The organism is Acidobacteriota bacterium (assembly GCA_039030395.1).
Classification (GTDB): Bacteria; Acidobacteriota; Thermoanaerobaculia; order Multivoradales; family JBCCEF01; genus JBCCEF01.
Genome location: JBCCEF010000012.1, coordinates 46,554 through 65,903 on the forward strand (window position 1 = coordinate 46,554; position 19,350 = coordinate 65,903).

Annotated in this window: 4 protein-coding genes; all 4 read left to right on the forward strand. The window is 69.5% G+C overall.

The features are described from left to right. Positions 1–191 precede the first annotated feature (191 nt). The 4 genes from AAF481_12695 to AAF481_12710 are packed head-to-tail and all read left to right on the forward strand — an operon-like array spanning position 192 to position 19,290. Positions 192–1,244, forward strand: a complete 1,053-nt coding sequence (locus AAF481_12695; protein ID MEM7482026.1) for a hypothetical protein — start codon at positions 192–194, stop codon at positions 1,242–1,244. Continuing rightward, positions 1,241–9,769, forward strand: a complete 8,529-nt coding sequence (locus AAF481_12700; GenBank protein ID MEM7482027.1) for an amino acid adenylation domain-containing protein — start codon at positions 1,241–1,243, stop codon at positions 9,767–9,769. The genes AAF481_12695 and AAF481_12700 overlap by 4 nt, the downstream gene beginning before the upstream one ends. After that, positions 9,759–16,973: an amino acid adenylation domain-containing protein gene (locus AAF481_12705; protein MEM7482028.1), complete on the forward strand. Its 7,215-nt coding sequence runs from the start codon at positions 9,759–9,761 to the stop codon at positions 16,971–16,973. Before AAF481_12700 ends, AAF481_12705 begins: the two co-directional genes overlap by 11 nt. Positions 16,974–17,031: 58 nt before the next feature. Further along, complete coding sequence (locus AAF481_12710; protein MEM7482029.1) at positions 17,032–19,290, forward strand: DUF5916 domain-containing protein; 2,259 nt, start codon at positions 17,032–17,034, stop codon at positions 19,288–19,290. The last annotated feature ends 60 nt before the right edge of the window (positions 19,291–19,350 follow it).

The window sequence follows — 19,350 nt, forward strand, 5'->3', positions numbered from 1 at the left end:
CCCCACAGAGACATTCTCATAACGAATCTGAAGGTTGCTATTTGCCTGATTACAATAGATTTCGAATATCCAGCATGCTCTACCATATGTCTTTCGGAATGTCGTGTCACGCTTCCTGAGATATTCTCCACTCTGTACATGATCATACTTGCACAAATGGATTCATGACCTGCATCCCAAGGAATCGAACGATGAAATACCCCTCCCCGTCACCCCGATTCGCCGGCCGCCGCCTCGCTCTTGGCACAATCCTCACCCTCGCCCTGGCACTGCCGGGAAGCGTCGTCGGGGACCACCACGAGACCGAGACCAGCGCCAAAGCCGTCACCGCCTACGATTTCGAAGGCCTCTACGACGGCGCCATCGTCTATCGGCCGGAGCAGGCCGAACTCGAAGCCACCGTCGAACTCGGGGTGGATGGTGAGGGCAACCTCACCGGAACCATCGACATGGACGCCTTCAAAATGCTCTACCACCCGCTTGAGGAAATGACCCTCGACGGTGCGAAGATCGCGTTCTCCTATCGCCGATACTCCGAGACCCGGGGACCCAACGCCCTGTTCGAGTTCGAGGGTGAACTCGTCGAGAAGGACGGTCAAAAGTGGCTGCAGGGCGATTTCATCGAGCAGCGCGGACGCATTCCCTTCCGCTTCGACCGGATCGGAGATCTGGGCTCGCCACGGCCGGAGCGGCCGGAGAGCGAGGTGGTGGACATGGCTCCCGCCGGCGCGGAGCTGGCGGCCGCCTTCAACGAAGACCACGGCAAGGTGCGGCTGGTCACCCTGCTCTCCCCCAACTGCGGGGTGTGCTTGTCGAGCGCCCGGCTGATGCAGCGCCACTTGATGGAGAAGATCGCGGGCGACGACCTCCAGATCTATGTGGTGTGGGGACCGATGCTCGGCGGCGAAGAGCGCCCCGACGCGGTGGCCGCCACCTCCTACCTGCACGACACGCGGGCCACCCACTTCTGGACGCCGGAGCACGATCTGGCGATCGCTTACAGCAGCCTGGTGGGGCTGTCCGAGGAGGAGAAAGCTTGGGACACCTTTCTGCTCTACGGTCCGGACGCCCGGTGGGAAGGCAAACCTCCGGCGCCGGCGACGATCATGCACGTCAATAAGCCGCTGCCGAAGGAGCAGAATCTCGACACCAAGGCGCTGCGCGAAGAGATCGAGTCGATGTTGGCCTCGTCTGAACCCGAGACCGCCGACGCCGCCCCGGGAGCGGCCTCGACGACGCGATGACGGCGGATCACTTCAACCCGAGCGAAGCCCCTTCAACCACCGCCTCCAACCCTCCCGCCCCGTCGGCGGAGGAGCGCCATCGGATCGCCGCCTGGAACCGCGGCCCGGACCTTCCACCGGATGCCGTCCGTCGGCTGGAGCAGCTCGTCTTCGTCCAGGCCGAGGCGAGCCCAGAGGCTCCCGCCGTCGCCCGCGGCGACGAGGTGTGGAGCTACCGCCAGCTCGTCCGGCGGGCGCGCGTGATCGCCCATCACCTAGGTGAAGAGGGCCTTGAGAACGGTGCGCGGGTGGGCATTCTGTGCCGGCGCGAACCGGAGATGGTGGCGGCGATTCTCGGCGTCCTCGAGGCCGGCTGCGCCTACATCCCCCTCGATCCCACTTATCCGGCGGACCGCCTGGCGTTCATGCTGGCGGACTCCGGCGCCGGCTCGGTGCTCGCCCACCGGGAGTTGGCCGAGGTGTTGCCGGAGACGGCGCCGCCGGTACTCGCCCTGGAGGATCTGCCGCAGGCGTCGGAGGATCTGAAGCCGGTACCGGCGCCCGTTCCGTCAAAGGAGCCGCGCGATGCCTCCCGCATCGCCTACGCCATCTATACCTCCGGCTCGACAGGGCGTCCGAAGGGCGTCGCCATCGAGCACGCCAGCGCCGCCTCGATGCTGGCCTGGGCGGCGACGGTGTTCCCGCCGGATCAGCTCGCCGGCGTCGCAGCGGCAACCTCCATCTGCTTCGACCTGTCGATCTTCGAGCTGTTCCTGCCCCTCTCCCAGGGCGGTGCGGTGATCTTGCTGGACGACGCCCTCGGTCTCGCGTCCTACGAGGGCGATCTGCCGGTGACGCTGCTCAACACGGTGCCCTCCGGGATCAGCGGATTGCTGCATCTGGAGGGCCTACCCTCGACGGTACGGGTGGTCAATCTCGCCGGCGAGCCGCTGCGCCGCGATCTGGTGGAGCGGATCTACGGTATTCCTCAAGTCGAGCGAGTGTTCAATCTCTACGGCCCCTCCGAGGACACCACCTACTCCACCTGGTCCGAGGTGGAACAAGGCGCCGAGCTGCCGGTCACCATCGGCCGCCCGGTCGCCGGCACCGCCGCCTACGTGGTGGACCGCCACCTCCAGCCGGTGGGCGTGGGAGTGGCAGGCGAACTGTGTCTCGCCGGCGCCGGCCTGGCGCGCAACTACCACCGCCGCCCGGCACGCACCGCCGGCTCCTTCGTGCCGAATCCCTTTGCCTCGCCGGACGAAGCCGGCAACCGCGTGTACCGCACCGGCGATCTGGTGCGCTGGCTGCCGGACGGCCGGCTGGACTTCCTCGGCCGCATCGACCACCAGGTCAAGCTGCGCGGCTTCCGCATTGAGCTGGGCGAGATTGAAAGCGCCCTGACGGCGGATCCGGGAGTGGAAGAAGCGGTGGTGGTGGTGCACCAGGCCGAAGGCTCCGGCGGCGACCCGGTGCTGGTGGCCTACTGGTCTCCGACGGGCGAAGGCACCGCCGAAAGAGGTAACGGTACCGACTTCGCCCCGGACGAAGAACCGACCGATGCGAGCCTCAAAGAACGACTCGGCGGCAGCCTGCCGAGCTACATGATCCCCACCTACTTCGTGCGGCTCGACGCCTTTCCGCGCACGCCGAACGGCAAGATCGACCGCCAAGCCCTGCCGGCGCCGGAACTCGCCCGGGCCGGCCTCGCCAGCCCCTACCGTGCTCCTTCGACCCCCACGGAGGAGGGCGTGGCGGAGGTGTGGCGCGATCTGATGGCCCTCGATCGGGTGGGTGCCGACGACGACCTCTTCGCCTTGGGCGGTCACTCCCTGATGGCGACGCGCATCGCCGCGCGGCTGCGCGAACGCTTCTCCGTCGCCCTGGCGCCGACGGATCCCTTCGAGCGACGTACCGTGGCGGAACTCGCCGCCCGCATCGACGAACTGCTGGCCGCCGGCGACCCCGTGGCGGACGACGGGGTACCCGCGCCGCCGCCCCTGGTGCCCTACGACCGCTCGCGGGTCGAGCACATTCCGCTCGCCTTCCCGCAGGAGCAGATCTGGCTAATCCACCGCCTCGACCCGGGCAACCTGGCCTACAACTTCCAGTACACCATCCGCTTCGCCGGCCCTTTGCGGCCGGAGGTGATGCTCGGCACCCTGAACGAGATCATCCGCCGCCACGAGTCCCTACGCACCACCTTCCCGTCCGTGGACGGCGAGCCTCGCCAGGAGATCCACGAGCCCTACCCGGCGGAGATGCCGGTGGTCGATTTGACGGCACTGCCGGAGGAGCGCCGGGAAACGGTCGCCGAGGCGCTGGCCCTCAAGCTAGTGCGCCACTGCTTCGACATCACCCAACTGCCGCTGATGACCTGGACCCTGCTCAAGCTCGACGAAGAGGATCACCTGTTCGTGCAGGCGGAGCAGCACTTCGTCCACGACGGCTGGTCCATCGGCCGCTTCCTGGGCGAGATCGAGGCCCACTACGCCGCTTTCGCCGCCGGCCAGCCCACCCCGATGCCGCCCCTCGAGGTGCAGTTCGCGGACTTCTCCCTGTGGCAGCGGGACTGGCTCGAAGGCCGGGTGATGGAGCACCAGCTCGACTACTGGCGGCGTCAACTGGCGGACCCGCCGCCGCCGCTCGAAATCCCTACCGACCGGCCCCGCTCGCCGCGTCAGCTCTTCCGCGGCCACCGTCTCGACCTCAACGTCGCGCCGGAGCTCTACGCCGACCTCCTGGCCTTCGGCCGGCGGGAGGGCTGGACGCTGTTCATGCTGATGCTGAGCGCCTTCGAGGTGCTGATGGCGCGCTACAGCGGCCGCCGCGACTACCTCCTCGGCAGCGGGGTGGCGAACCGCCGCCTGAAGCCCGTCGAGCCGCTGATCGGCATGGTGGTCAACACCCTGGTGCTGCGCGCCGATCTCGCCGGCGAACCGACCTTCCGGGACCTGCTGGTGCGGGTGCGCAGGGCGGCCCTCGGCCTACAGGAACACCAGGACCTGCCCTTCGAGAAGCTGGTGGCGGAACTCCAGCCGGAGCGGGATCTGTCCCGCAACCCGCTCTTCCAGCACATGTTCAGCTTCCACGACGCGCCGGTGCCGGATCTGCGCTTCGCGGATCTCAAGGGTGAACTGCTGGAGCGCCACAACGGCTCCGCCAAGTCGGACTTCAACGTCATCGTCAAGCCGCGCGGCTCGCAGCGCATGGGCCGCGAGGCGAGCGCCGAGGACCAGGTGCTTCGGGTGCTCTGGGAGTACTCGACGGACCTTTTCGACCGCACCACCATCGAGCGCGCCTGGGGCCACTTCAATGTGCTGCTGCGCACGCTGGTCGACCACCCGGAAACAAACGTCTGGCACGCGCCGATGCTCACCGCCGCCGAACGCCAACAGCTCACCGCCTGGAACGACACCGCGCCGGCGGTGGCGGATCTTGACGTGGTGGCGGCGATCGGCGCTCAGGGGCAGCACCGACCGGAGGCTTCGGCGGTGGTCGCGCCGGACGGTTCGCTGACCTACGGCGAACTCACCGACCGCGCCGGTCGCCTGGCAGCGCTCCTCCAGGCCTGGGGGGTGGGCCCGGAGACGACCGTCGCCGTCGCCATGAGGCCGTCGGCCGACATGGTCACCGCCTTCCTCGGCATCCTGGCCGCCGGCGGCGCCTATCTGCCCCTCGATGCGGACCATCCGGCGGACCGCACCGCCTACCTGCTGGTGGACTCCGGCGCCCTCGCCCTGTTGACGGACGAGGCCACCGCCCCCAGCCTGCCGGACTTCGCGGGCCGGGTGGCGACGGTTTCCCAAGCCCTCGCCGAGGCGCCGGACGACGCCGTGCCGATGAGCGCCTCCCCCGCCCTCGATGCGGAGAATCTGGCCTACGTCATCTACACCTCCGGCACCACCGGCCGCCCGAAGGGCACCGGCGTACCGCGCCGCGGTCTCGCGAACCTGATCGCCTGGCATGTCGGCGAATACGGCGTGACGGCTTCCGGTCGCGCCACCCAAATCGCCAGTCCGGCCTTCGACGCCTGCGTGTGGGAGCTGTGGCCGTACCTCACCCAGGGCGCCGCCATCCACATTCCGGCGCCGGAGACGCGGATGGACCCACGGCGCCTTTACCGCTGGTTGGCCTCCGAGGGCATTACCTTGAGTTTCGTCCCCACCGCCCTGGCGGAAGAGATGATGGAGCTGGTGCCGCCGGCGGATCTTTCCCTCAAGGCCCTGCTGGTAGGCGGCGACCGGCTACACTCTCCCCCACCGCCGGCAACGCCCTTCGCGATGGTCAATCACTACGGCCCGACGGAAGATTCGGTGGTCGCCACCGCCGGGCGGGTGGAGGCCGAGCCGTCGCCGCCGCCCATCGGGCGGCCGATCGCCGGCCAGCAGGTGCTCCTCCTCGACCGCCGATACGAAGAAGTGCCCGTGGGCGTGCCCGGACAGCTCTTCATCGCCGGCGGTGGCCTGGCCCGCGGCTACCTCCGGCGGCCGGGCCTCACCGCCGCCAGCTTCCTCCCCAACCCCCTTGCGCGCACCGCCGGCGAGCGCCTCTACGCCACCGGCGATCTGGCCCGACGCCTGCCCGACGGCAGCCTCGACTTCCTCGGCCGCATCGACAACCAGGTGCAGGTGCGCGGCCTGCGCATCGAACTCGGGGAAATCGAGAGCCAGCTCGAGGAGCACCCCAAGGTGCGCCGGGCGGTGGTGGTGCCGATCACCGTCGCCGGCCGGCAGGCGGCCGGCCTGGCGGCCTTCGTCCTGAGCGAGGCTTTCTCGAAGAACGAAGGCTCGGAGGGCGGCAGCGACGCCCTGGCCGGCGCTCTGACGGAACATCTCACCGCTCAGCTTCCGGGCTACATGGTGCCCGAGACCATCACGGTGGTGCCGGAACTTCCCCAGACGCCCAACGGCAAGGTCGATCGGAAAGCCCTGGCCGAACGGGCCTCGGGCCTCGCCGTGCGCACCGCTCGGGAGGGCGAGCGGATCGCCCCGCGAGACCCCGGAGAGCGCCTGATCGCCGAGATCTGGGCCGAGGTGCTGGGCCTGCCGTCGGCCGGCGCCCTCAGCGTCCACGACGACTTCTTCGCCCTCGGCGGCCACTCGCTGCTGGCCGCCAAGGCCGCCGCCCGGGTGGGCGACGCCTTCGGCATGGACCTCGAACTGCCGGTGCTGTTCGAGAACCGCACCGTCGCCCGCCTGGCGGAGCACATCGCCGAAGGGCTGGCGAGCGGCGAGGCGGCCGAGCCGATTCGTCCGCTCCCCGTCGAGGAGCGGCAGGACGGACTGCCGCTGTCCTTCTCCCAGGAGCGCCTGTGGTTTGTCGATCAGCTCATCGAGCGCCGGTCGACCTACCACATCGCCCGCGCCTTTGCCTGCCGCGGAGCGCTCGACAAACAGGCCCTACGCGCCGCCCTGGCGGATGTGATCGAGCGCCACGAAGCTCTGCGCACGGTGTTCGTGGAGACCGACGACGGGCCACGCCAGCGGGTCGTGCCGATGAACGAAGTGCCGGTCCAGATCCGCAGGCTGGATCTGCGGCCCGCGGACCGCTCGCGGGTGATGCGCGAACTCATCGAAGCGCCCTTCGATCTGTCCCAACCGCCGCTCCTGCGGGCCAGCCTGCTCGCCGAAGGGGACGGCCTTCACACCCTGGTGCTGGTGTTCCACCACATCGCCTCGGACGGCTGGTCGATGCCCAACTTCGCCAGCGAACTGGGGACCCACTACGCGGCGCGGCGCAACGGCCAAAGCGCTGGCCTGGTCCCACTGCCGGCGCAGTACGGCGACTTCGCCGTTTGGCAGCGCCGGCGCCTCGACGGCGACTCCTTTGAGCGTCTAGCGACCTTCTGGCGGCGCCACCTGGAAGGAGCGCCGGCGACGCTGGAGGTTCCCACCGACCGGCCGCGCCAGGAAATGCGCAGCCTGGCCGGAGCGCGGGTGGTCTCGCACCTGCCGCCGGAGGCGGCCGATGCAGTGCGCGCCCAGGCGCGGCGGCAGAACGCCACCTTGTTCATGGCCCTGCTGGCGGCCTTCTCCGCCCTCCTCGGCCGGTGGGCCCATCAGGACGACGTGGTGGTGGGTACCCCCGTCGCCGGCCGGCCGCGCCAAGAAGTGGAGGACGTGATCGGCTTCTTCGTCAACACCCTGGCGCTTCGCACCCGGCTGGGCGGTAACCCGACCTTCGAAGGTCTCCTCGCCAGCACTCGGGCCACCACCCTGGCGGCCTTCGGCCACCAGGAGATGCCCTTCGAGCAGCTCGTCGAGCTGCTGGCGCCGGATCGCAACCTCGCCCAGTCGCCGCTCTTCCAGGCCACCCTCGCCCTCGCCACCCCCGGCGAGGAGACCCCCCAGCTCGCTGGCTGCGAGGTCACCGCCCAGCCCGTCGAGCGCCACGAGGCGCACTTCGAACTCACCCTCTTCGCCGGCGAGCGGGACGACGGCGGCCTCGACCTGAACTTCAGCTACGACCGCGACCTGTTCGATGCCTCAACCGTTGAGCGCCTGGCCGATCATTTGGTCCGCCTGCTCGACCAGGCGATCCGCGAACCCCGGCAGCCGCTCTCCCAGCTCGCCCTGATGTCGCCCCAGGACCGGCGGCAGATCCTGACCGACTGGAGCGGCGCGGCGCGGGACCGTGAGACGGCGACCGCCGACGGTCCCGATATCAGCCTCCACGCGCTGGTCGTCGAGCAGGCCCGGCGCCGGCCGCAGGCGGAGGCCCTGGTGTGGGACGGCGGCACGCTGACCTACGGCGAACTGGTCGCCCATGGGGCTGCCCTGGCGACGCGCCTCGTCGATCCGGAGACTGGCACCTTGGCGCCGGAGACCCGCATCGGAGTGTGCCTGGAGCGCTCGCCGGAGCTGGTGGTCTCGCTGCTGGCGGTGCTGATGGCCGGTGGTGGCTACGTACCCATCGATCCGGAGTTCCCGCGGGAGCGCCAGGCGATGATCCTGGAGGACACCGGCGCGCCGCGGGTGATCGCCAAGGAAGGCTCGACCGGCCGCCTGCCGGCCGGAGTCGAGACGGTTCTCTGTCCCACCATCTCCGCATCGGACGGCGAGCCGCCGCCGGCGGCCGAGGAGGTCTCGCACCCGGGCGGCGACCGCCTGGCCTACATCATGTTCACCTCCGGCTCGACGGGGCGGCCGAAGGGCGTCGCCGTGCCCCATCGGGGCATCGTGCGCCTGGTGCGGGACGGCCGCTACGCTTCCTTCGGGCCGCAGCAGACCTACCTGCTGGCAGCGCCGGCGGCCTTCGACGCCTCGACCTTCGAGATCTGGGGCGCCCTGGCGAACGGCGGCCGCCTCGCCGTGGCGCCGGCCGGCATGCTCGGCCTCGACGAACTCGGCGCCTGCCTGACCCGCCACCGCGTGACGACCCTTTTTCTGACCACCGGCCTTTTCCAGCAGATGGTCGAAGGACAGCTCGAGGACCTCGCGCACCTCGAGCGATTGCTGACCGGCGGCGAGGCGATGCCGCCGGCGGCGATGGCCGCGGCTCGCGCCGACTTGGCTTCGACGGTCCTGGTCCACGCCTACGGACCGACCGAGAACACCACCTTCACCACCTGCCACCGGATCCCGCCGGAGGCGGCGGTGGAGGCGGACCGCGCCGTGCCCATCGGACGGCCGATCGCCCGTACCCAGGTGTACATCCTCGACGAATCCATGCAGCCGGTACCGGAAGGGGTGGCCGGCGATCTGTATATCGGCGGCGACGGCCTGGCCCGCGGCTACTGGCGCCGGCCGGCGATGACCGCCGCTGCCTTCGTGCCCAGTCCCTTCGCCGGCGAAAGGGACGAGGCCGGCAGCCGCCTCTACCGCACCGGTGACCTGGCCTGCTGGCGGCCGGACGGCCTCGTCGACTTCATCGGTCGCCGGGACGGTCAGATCAAGCTGCGCGGCTTCCGCATCGAGCTGGGCGAGATCGAGGCGGAGCTGCACGCCGCGCCGCAGGTGGCGCGGGCGGCGGTGATGCTGCGCGACCGGGAGCACCTGGCGGCCTACGTGGTGCCGGCGGCAGGCGAGGCCGAAGGGTTCGACACCGGCGCCCTGCGCAGCCGCCTGCTCCAACGTCTACCCCGCTATATGTTGCCGACCAGCATCACCGCCCTCGATGAGCTGCCGCTGAGCTCCCGCGGCAAGATCGACCGCTCCGCCCTGCCGGAGCCGTCCGCCGCGGTACCCGGAGACCACGAGACGGTGGCGCCGCGCAAGCCGCTGGAGGAGAGCCTGGTCAACATCTGGCAGGACCTCCTCAAGCGCCCGCGGATTGGGGTGCGGGACGATTTCTTCGCCCTCGGCGGCCACTCGCTGCTGGCGACCCGCCTGGTCAGCCGGGTGCGCGACGATCTCGGCGTCTCCCTGCGGCTGCACACGGTCTTCCAGCGGCCGACCGTCGAAGCCCTGGCGGCGGCCATCGAAGAGGCGCAGGCCGCCGTCGGCGACGCCGCTGCGGCCGCGGCGCCGCCGCAGCCGACCATCCAGCGCGCTTCCCGCGCCGGCCGCCGCAAGATCCTGAGGACGTCCTCCGATGGTGACTGAGGACGTTCAGCATCCGGCGGAGGTCGCCGCCGAGGCGGAGGAAGAGGTCTTTCTCTTTCCGGCGACCTACGCCCAGGAGCGCTTGTGGTTTCTGGAGCGCTTCACCGGTCCCAGCGCACTGTTCAACATCCCCGTCGCCTACCGCTTGCGGGGAACCCTCGAACCGGAACTGCTGCTCCAGGCGTTGACGGCGGTGGTGCACCGCCACGAGGCGCTGCGCACCACGTTCCTGCGGGAAGACGGCGTACTCCAGCAGGTGGTCCACCCCGCAGCCCGCATCACCGTGCGGCGGGTGGATCTCTCCGGCCTCGCCGCGGGCGAAGCGGACCATGCGCTGCGCGGGCACATCCGGCAGGAGGCGTCGGTGCCCTTCGATCTCGGCGTGGGTCCGCTGATCCGCGCCCGCTTGATCGAGTTCGACGACGACGACCACGTTTTCGCCTTGACGGTGCACCACATCGTCGCCGACGGCTGGTCCATGGGGGTCCTGTTCCGAGAGCTGGAGATCCTCTATGCCGCCCTCCTCGAAGGCCGCCACGGCGACCTGCCGGAGCTGGCCATCCAGTACGGCGACTACGCCGTCTGGCAGCGGGAGAACCTCGTCGACGAGGCCCTCGACCAGCGGGTCGAGGCCTGGCGCGATCGCCTCGAGAACGTTCCCCGGCTGCTCGAACTGCCGACGGACCGCCCCCGGCCAGCGGTCCAGAGTCACCGCGGGGCGGTGCTCGAGCGGGCGCTGCCGAATGGCCTTGGGCAACGCGTTCAGGCCTTTGCCACGGAGCGCGGATTGACCCGCTTCATGGTGCTCTTCACCGCCTTCGCGGCGGTGCTGCACCACTACACCGGCAAGGACGACCTGGTGGTCGGCACGCCGCTAGCGAACCGCGAGCAGGATGAACTCGGCGGCCTGATCGGCTTTTTCGCCAACACCCTGCCGCTGCGTCTGCGGCCGGTGGGCCGCGAACCCTTCGCTCAACTCCTCGCACGGGTGCGCGAGGTCGCCCTGGACGTTTACAGCCAGCAGGATGTGCCCTTCGATCAACTCGTCTCGAAGCTGGCGCCGGACCGCGATCCGAGCCACAACCCGCTGCTCCAGGTGATGTTCCTGATCGACGACGAGCCCCGCCGGCCGGCCCTGCCGGGGCTCAAAGCAGAAGTCCTGCCGGTCTTCACGGCGCGCGCCAAATACGACCTGGCCCTCACCGCGGTGATCCGCGGCGAGCGACTCGCCGTGCGGGCGGACTACGCCACGGATCTCTACGACCGCAGCACCATCGGGCGCCTACTGACCGGCTACGAAGCTCTCCTGACGGCGGCCTTGGAAACGCCCGATGCCCTGGTGCGCGATCTGCCGGTACTCGATGCCGGTGGCCGCCACCAAATCCTCTACGAGTGGAACGACACCCTACTGCCGGAGGGCCTCGCCGACGGGCTTCTCCACGGCGACTTCGAGCGGCGTGCGGCGCAGACGCCGGAAGCAACGGCCATCGTCTGCGGCGATCAGGTGGTGCGTTACGGCGAGTTGGCGGCCGGTTCCCGCCGCCTGGCGCGCCATCTGCGCTCCCTGGGGGTGGGGCCGGGAGTGCTGGTGGGAGTCCATCTCGAGCGCTCGCCGCGCATGATCGAAGCGGTCCTCGGCATTCTCCAGGCCGGCGGCGTGTATGTGCCGCTGGAGTCGCTGTGGCCCGCCGAGCGCATCCGCTGGATCGTGGAGGCGGATGAGATTCGGCACTGTGTGGCCGAGGCGGCGACCCTCGACCGGCTGGTGGAGGTCGCCGCCCCGGGAGAACTCCATCCGACGGCCCACGCCCTCGCAGCGGTGCTCCTCGGCGGCGAGGACATCGCCGGTGAAGTGCCACCGGAAGTCACCGTCAGCCGGCCCGACCCGTTGGCCTCGACGGAGGCGCTCGAACCGCTGACGGACGCCGAGGACATCGCCTACATCATCTTCACCTCCGGCTCGACGGGAAAGCCGAAGGGGGTGGTGGTGCGGCACCGGGCGGCGATCAACCTGGTGCGCTGGGTCAACAACACCTACGACGTGGGGCCGGCGGACAAGTTGCTGTTCATCACCGCTCTGTCCTTCGATCTGTCGGTCTACGACATTTTCGGCACCCTGGCGGCCGGCGGCACCATCCGCCTCGCCCTCGACGAGGAGCGGGTCGACCCGCAAAACCTGCTCAAGATCATGCAAGACGAGGGCATCACCTTCTGGGATTCGGCGCCGGCGGCGCTCCAGCAACTGGTGCCCTACATGCAGGCCCAGCCGCTCGCCACCCCGGCCCTGCGGCTGGTGTTCCTTTCTGGCGACTGGATTCCCACCACCCTGCCGGACACGGTGCGAGAAGCCTTTCCGGCGGCCCGGGTGATCAGCCTCGGCGGCGCGACGGAAGCCACCGTCTGGTCCAACTTTCATCCCATCGAAGAGGTCAATCCGGACTGGCCCTCGATTCCCTACGGCCGGCCGATCGCCAACGCCCGCTACCACGTGCTCGACCGCCGCTTCCGGCCCTGTCCGATCGGCGTGCCGGGGGATCTCTATATCTCCGGCCCCTGTCTTTCGATGGGTTACGCCCGGGCACCGCATCTCACCGCCGCGCAGTACCTGCCGGACCCGTGGACCGCCTCCCCCACCGCGCCGGCGCCGCTCGCCGGCGGTGAAGCCGGCAATCGGCTGTACCGCACCGGCGACCTCGCCCGCTACCACCCGACGGGCATCCTCGAGTTCCTCGGCCGCAGCGATACCCAGGTCAAACTGCGCGGTTTCCGCATCGAACTGGGCGAGATCGAAGCGGTGCTGAAGGAACACGTCAGGGTTGCCGAGGCGGTGGCCTTGGTGCGTGAGGATTCCCCCGGCAACCAGCGCCTGGCGGTCTACGTGCGGCCCGAGAGCGCCGCCGAACCGCCGTCGCTGGCGGAACTCCACGAACTGGCGGAAGCGAATCTGCCGACCTACATGGTGCCGATGGACTGGGTGGTAGTGGATCAGTGGCCGCAGTCCGCCACCGGCAAGCTCGACCGCAAGGCCCTACCGCTGCCGGGACCTTCCCGCCCGGCCACCGAACCCCCGGCGGAATCCGCGGCGGAGACCACTCCGCCGCAGCGCCCCACCAACGTCCGGGCGCGGCGGGTGCACCCGGCGGAACGCATCGCGGCGGTGTGGCGCAAGATCCTGGATGTCGACGAAATCGATCCGGAGGTCAGCTTCTTCGACCAGGGCGGCAACTCCCTGACCCTGGCCGAGGTCCACGTGCGGTTGCAGGAGATTTTCGAGATCGAGATCCCCATGCTCACCCTCTTCCGCCATCCTACCGTCGACGATCTGGCGGCGGCCCTGGCGGAAGAACTCGGCGTCGAATTGGAGTCCGAGGTCTACGTGGACGAAGACGAGCTGCGGGCGGAGGCGCGGGAAGCGCCGCCAGGCGTCGCCGCCCCACCACCGGCCGAGGCGCCGAGCCGCGAGGTCGCCGTCGTCGGTCTGGCCGGCCGCTTCCCCGGAGCCGCCGATCCGGCAGAGCTGTGGCGGATGCTCGTCGCCGGCCGCGAGGGCGTGCGGGAGTTCACCGACGAGGAGCTGCTGGCCGCCGGGGCGGACCCCCGCGACCTGACGGACCCCCTGTTCGTCCGCGCCCGCGGTGCTCTCGAAGAACCGGAGATGTTCGACGCCGCCTTCTTCGGCATGACGCCGCGGGAAGCGCAGGTTCTCGACCCGCAGCACCGCCTGTTCCTGGAAGCCGCCTGGCAAGCGCTGGAAGCGGCGGGCTATCCGCCGGCGGCCGCCGGCACCGGCCGGGTGGGGGTCTTCGCCGGCGCCAGCGAGAACGGCTACGGCCACGCCCTCAAACAGGACCGCGAGATGATGGCCGCCGTCGGCAATTTCCAGATCGGCCTCGCCAACCGCGCCGACTACCTGCCGACGCGGGTGTCCTACGAACTCGATCTGCGCGGGCCGAGTCTCGACGTGCAGACGGCCTGCTCCACCTCGCTGGTGACGGTCCACCTGGCGCGCCTCGCTCTGCTCAACGGCGACTGCGACATCGCCTTGGCCGGCGGTGTCTCAGTGCAGCTACACGAAAAGCAGGGCTACCTTTACATCGACGGCGGCATCGACTCGCCGGACGGCCACACCCGCGCCTTCGACGCCGCGGCCGCCGGCGTGGTGGGCGGCAGCGGTCTCGGAGTGGTCGCCCTCAAGCGGCTGGACGACGCTCTCGCCGACGGCGACACCATCCACGCCGTCATCAAGGGTTCCGCCCTCAACAACGACGGCTCCGACAAGGTCGGCTTCACCGCTCCATCGGTCGCCGGTCAGGTGGCGGTGATCCGCGCTGCCCTAGCGGACGCCAACGTCGAACCGGGGACCATCGGCTACGTCGAGGCCCACGGCACCGCCACGCCGATGGGCGACCCCATCGAAGTCGCCGCCCTGACCGAAGCCTTCGGAGCGGGCCTGCCGCCGGCTTCCTGCGAATTGGGGTCGATCAAGACCAATATCGGCCACCTCGATGCCGCCGCCGGCATCACCGGTTTGATCAAGGCGGTGCTGGCCCTGCGCGAGGGCGAGGTGCCGCCGAGCCTCCACTTCGAGCAGCCCAACCCGGAGATTGCCTTCGACGGTACGCCCTTCAAAATCACCACCGAGCGCACCCCATGGCGATCCGGTGAGACGCCGCGACGGGCCGGCGTGAGTTCCTTCGGCATCGGCGGAACCAACGCCCACGTCATCCTCGAAGAAGCGCCCCTCGCGCCCTCGGAATCGCCCTCCGAAGAACTTCGGCCGGCTCACCTACTGCTGCTTTCGGCCCATAGCCCCGCCGCCCTGGACGCCGCCGGCAAGCGCCTGGCGGACCATCTCGAAACCACTTCCTCGAAACCGGCCGGCAACCTCCTCGCCGATGCTTCCTTCACCCTGTCCGTCGGCCGTGAGTTCTTTCCCTTCCGCCGATCGGTGGTGGCAAAGGACGTGTCCGGAGCCATCGCCGCCCTGCGTTCCGAATCGCCGCTACCGATTCTGCGCACCGAAGGCGGCCGGCCGCCGGTGGCTTTCCTGTTCCCCGGCCAAGGCACCCAGTACCCGGGTATGGCCGCCGAACTCTACGCCGTCGAAGAACGTTTCCGCCGGCGCATCGACGAGGCCTCGGAGATTCTGCGCGAAGACCTCGGCTTCGATCCGCGGGAAGTGCTGCTGCCGGTGGGCGGCCACGACGAAGCCGCCAAGCGCCTCCGGAACACCGCCGTCACCCAGCCGGTGCTGTTCGCCGTCGAGCACGCCCTGGCCCGGCTGTGGATGGATTGGGGGGTCACTCCCTGGGCGATGATCGGCCACTCCCTCGGCGAATACACCGCCGCCTGCCTGGCAGGGGTGTTTTCGACGGCGGATGCCCTGCGCCTGGTGGCCGCCCGCGGCCGCCTGATGGCCGGGCTGCCGAACGGCGACATGCTCGCCCTGGCGCTGTCCCAGGAGGAGACCGAAGACATCCTGCAGGAGGAAACGGAGATCTCCCTGGCGGCGGTCAATGGCGAGCGTTCGTGCGTCGTGTCGGGACCGGCACCGGCGATTGAGGCGTTGGCCGCTCGCCTGGAGGAAAAGGGCCTCGAACCGACCCGCCTCCACACCTCCCACGCCTTCCACTCGGCGATGATGGATCCAATCCTCGACACTTTCGCCACGCGGGTAGCGGAAACGCCCCGGCGGGCGCCGCGCATTCCTTTCGTGTCGAACTCTACCGGCACCTGGATCACCGACCGGGAAGCGACGGATCCACAATACTGGGCGCGCCACCTGCGCTCGGCGGTGCACTACGAAGCCGGCCTCAGAACCCTGCTCGAGGAACAGCCGGGGGTGCTCTTCGAGGTCGGCCCGGGAAACACCCTGTCCCGGTTGGCGAAGCAGCACTCGCGGGCGCCGGAAGCCGTGGACATCGTTTCGAGCCTGCCCGGTCCGGCCCGGCCGACGGACGATCTCGAATCGGTGCTGGAAGCCAACGGCCGGCTGTGGACCCGCGGCGTCCCGCTCGATTGGCAAAGCTTCTGGGCGGGTCAGCACCGGCGGCGGATTCCGCTCCCCACCTATCCCTTCGAGCGGCGGCGCTACTGGGTGGACGGCGCCGAGGCGCTGCCCACACCGCAAGACGAACCCGCCGGCCGGTCCTTCGAGGAACCGCAGGGCGAGGCAGAAAACGCTGTCGCCGCCGCCTTCCGGGAAATTCTCGGCCTTGCCGAGGTGAGCCGCCACGACGACTTCTTCGATCTCGGCGGGAGCTCTCTGCTGGGGGTGCAGCTACGCACCCTCGTCGGCCGCAAGCTCGAGGTGGAATTGTCGGCGGCCCTGCTCCTGGAAGCCTCCACCGTCGCCGCCGTGGCGGCCAAGGCGCGGCCTGAAGGCGGGGCGAACGGCACCGCCGCACCGCCACCGTCCTGCCTGGTGCCGATGACCCGCCAGCGCGCCGCCGGCCGGCAGCCGCTCTTCTTGGTACACGCGGTGGGCGGCCACGTCTTCACCTTCCGGGAGCTGGCCGCCGAGCTGGAAGGACGGCGAACGCTCTTCGCGCTGCGCTCCCGCGGCCTGGAAAGCGGCGAGGAACCGCACCGCTCCCTCGCCGCGATGGCCGGCCACTACCTGGACCTGATGCGGGCCGAGCAAGGGAAGGGTCCCTACCTGCTGGGCGGGGCGTCGATGGGCGGTGTGGTGGCCTTCGAAATGGCGCGGCAGCTTCTAGCGGCCGGCGAGAAGGTCGAGCGCCTCGTTCTGATGGACTCGCCGGTTCTCGACCAGATGCCGGCGCGGGAATCAAACGCCGATCCCCTGTGGCTGGTGGTGCGGGACCGCACGGGCCTGGAGCTGGACGACAAGGTGCTCGGCGACGGCTCCCTCGACGAGCGCTTCGCGCGGGCCGCACAGGCCGTCGCCGACGCCGGCGAGAGCGACCGCTTCGACGCCGGCGAAGCCCTGCGCCTGGCGCGAGTGCTCGAAGCCAACGTCGAGGCGATGTACGCCTACCGACCGGAGCCGGCGGACCTGCGCATCCTCTTCTTCCGCGCCGCCGAACGCCGCCCCGTCGATCCGCCGCGACCGGAGCTGCCGTGGATCGAACTCGGTCGCCTCGGCACCGAGACGGTCATCGTGCCGGGCGATCACGACAGCATGCACCACGCACCGCACCTAGCGGTGATGGCGCACCACCTGCTCCGCCGCCTTCCCTGATGTCGCCCTCGACGCCGTCGCGACGGGCGGCGCACCTGCGCGGTACTGGAGAGAGCCCATGATCCGAATACCCACCTACCTCCTCCTCGCTGTCGTCCTCGTCCTCGCGACCGTGGCGGGACCTGTCGGGGCTCAGCCGGACGCAGGCCGGGCGGACGCTGCGAGGGCCGTCACCACCGAGGTGCGGCCGGTCTCCGGTATCGCGGTGGATGGCGTCATCGGCACATCCGAGTGGGCCGGCGCCAGTGTGCTCTCGATCCCCTGGGAGTGGTTCCCGGTAGACAACGCCGCAGCGCCGGTGGACACGGAGGTGTTCCTCACCTTCGACCAGGAGCTGCTCTACGTCGCCTTCCGGGCGGCGGACGCGCAGCCGGCCGCCATCCGCGCCCACCTGGCAGACCGCGACTCCACCCTGCGGGACGACGCCGTCGGCTTCGAGATCGACACCTTCGACGACCGCCGCCGGGCCTATCGCTTCCAGGTCAACCCTCTCGGCGTCCAGGTAGACGCCCAACTCTCGGATGTCGACGGCAGTGAGGACTTTTCCTGGGACGCCATCTGGACCTCCGCCGGCCGCTTGACCCCCACCGGCTACGAGGTGGAGCTGGCAATCCCCTTCAAGCAGCTTCGCTTTCCGCGCGCCCAGGGCCCCCAGACCTGGGGCTTCCTCGCCTACCGCAACTACCCGCGTTCGGTGCTGCACGAACTCAAGTCCGTGCGCAATGACCGCGACCGCGACTGCCGCATCTGCAAGTACAGTTCGATCACCGGCTTCCAGGATCTGGACACCGGCTACAACCTGGAGCTGACTCCCACCCTCACCGGCCGCCGCACCGACAGCCGGGCCTCCCTTGGCGAGCCCCTGGAGAACGGCGACGACGAGTTCGACGCCGGCTTGACGGCGCGCTGGGGCATCACCTCGAACATCTCGCTTCACGCCACCGTCAATCCGGATTTCTCGCAGGTCGAGGCGGACGTCGCCCAGCTCGACGTCAACGAGCGCTTCGCCCTCTTCTTTCCGGAGAAACGGCCGTTCTTCCTGGAGGGAGCGGACTACTTTTCCACCCCCTTCACTGCCGTCTTCACCCGCACTATCGCGGACCCTGAGGGCGGCCTGCGGCTGACCGGTAAGCAGGGCAAAAACGCCTTCGGCGTGCTGGTCACCCAGGACCGCATCACCAACCTGCTCTTTCCCGGGCCCGAGTCTTCGAGCTTCGCGTTCTTGGACGACGAGGTGACTACCGGCGTGCTGCGCTACCGCCGGGACATCGGGGAAACCTCCACCCTCGGCTTCCTCTACACCGGCCGCGACGGCGACGGCTACTCGAACGATGTCTACGGCGTCGACGGCAGCCTGCGGCTGACCGATTCGGACACCCTGCGCTTCCAGATTCTCGAGTCGCGCACCGAGTATCCGGACGCCGTCGCCGTCGCCAACGGCCAGCCGACCGGCTCCTTCGACGACCTCGCCTACCGGGCGGACCTGACCCGCTCGACCGGCGACTGGTTCTTCCAGCTCTTCCACAGCCGCCGGGGGGACGACTTCCGGGCCGACACCGGCTTCATCCCGCGGGTCGGGTTCGAGCAGACCTTCGGCTTCGCGCAGCGCAACTTCTGGGGCGAGGCGGACTCCTGGTACAGCCGCCTGGCGGTGGTCGCCAACGCCGTGCGGCTAGAAGACCTGGACGGTGACCTGATCGAGCAGGGCGGCAACCTTGAACTGATCTACGAGGGACCGCTACAGAGTTTCGCCCGCCTCGGCCTCCGGCCCAACGAAGAGAGCTTCCTGGGCTCCACTTTCGACAACTTCCGAGCGGACCTGACCACCGCCGTCCGCCCCACCGGCGACTTGACCCTGGAACTCTTCCTGCGCGGCGGCGAGGTGATCGACTTCACCAACGTGCGGCAGGCGGATGTCGCCCTCGTGCGGCCCAAGGTGTCCTTCAAGATCGGCCGCCGCACCACCGGCGAAGTGCAGCACGAGTGGCAGGAGCTGTCCGTCCCCGGCGGCCGCTTCCTGACCGCCAACTTGAGCCAGGGCCGGGTGACCTACTTCTTCACCCGCCGCGCCTTCCTGCGCACCATCCTCCAGTACCGCGACATCAGCCGCCGGCCGGAGCTCTACAGCCCGGCCAACGCCGGCATCGCGCCGGAAGAACAGGATCTCTTCACCCAGCTCCTGTTCTCCTACAAACTGAACGCCCGCACCGTCTTCCTCGCCGGCTATTCGGACAACTACCAGGGGGATGAGAGCTTCGACCTGACCCAGCGGAGCCGGACGTTTTTCGTCAAGCTGGGGTATGCCTTTCTGTGGTGAGAAGGCCGGCTCGCAGGGTGCTGAGCAAATTTTCAGCACCCTGCTCCGAGCCCAAAGGGC

Coding starts and splice junctions, on each gene's coding strand:
- AAF481_12695 (MEM7482026.1), top strand. CDS start 192: ATGAAATACCCCTCCCCGTCACCCCGATTCGCCGGCCGCCGCCTCGCT.
- AAF481_12700 (MEM7482027.1), top strand. CDS start 1,241: ATGACGGCGGATCACTTCAACCCGAGCGAAGCCCCTTCAACCACCGCC.
- AAF481_12705 (MEM7482028.1), top strand. CDS start 9,759: ATGGTGACTGAGGACGTTCAGCATCCGGCGGAGGTCGCCGCCGAGGCG.
- AAF481_12710 (MEM7482029.1), top strand. CDS start 17,032: ATGATCCGAATACCCACCTACCTCCTCCTCGCTGTCGTCCTCGTCCTC.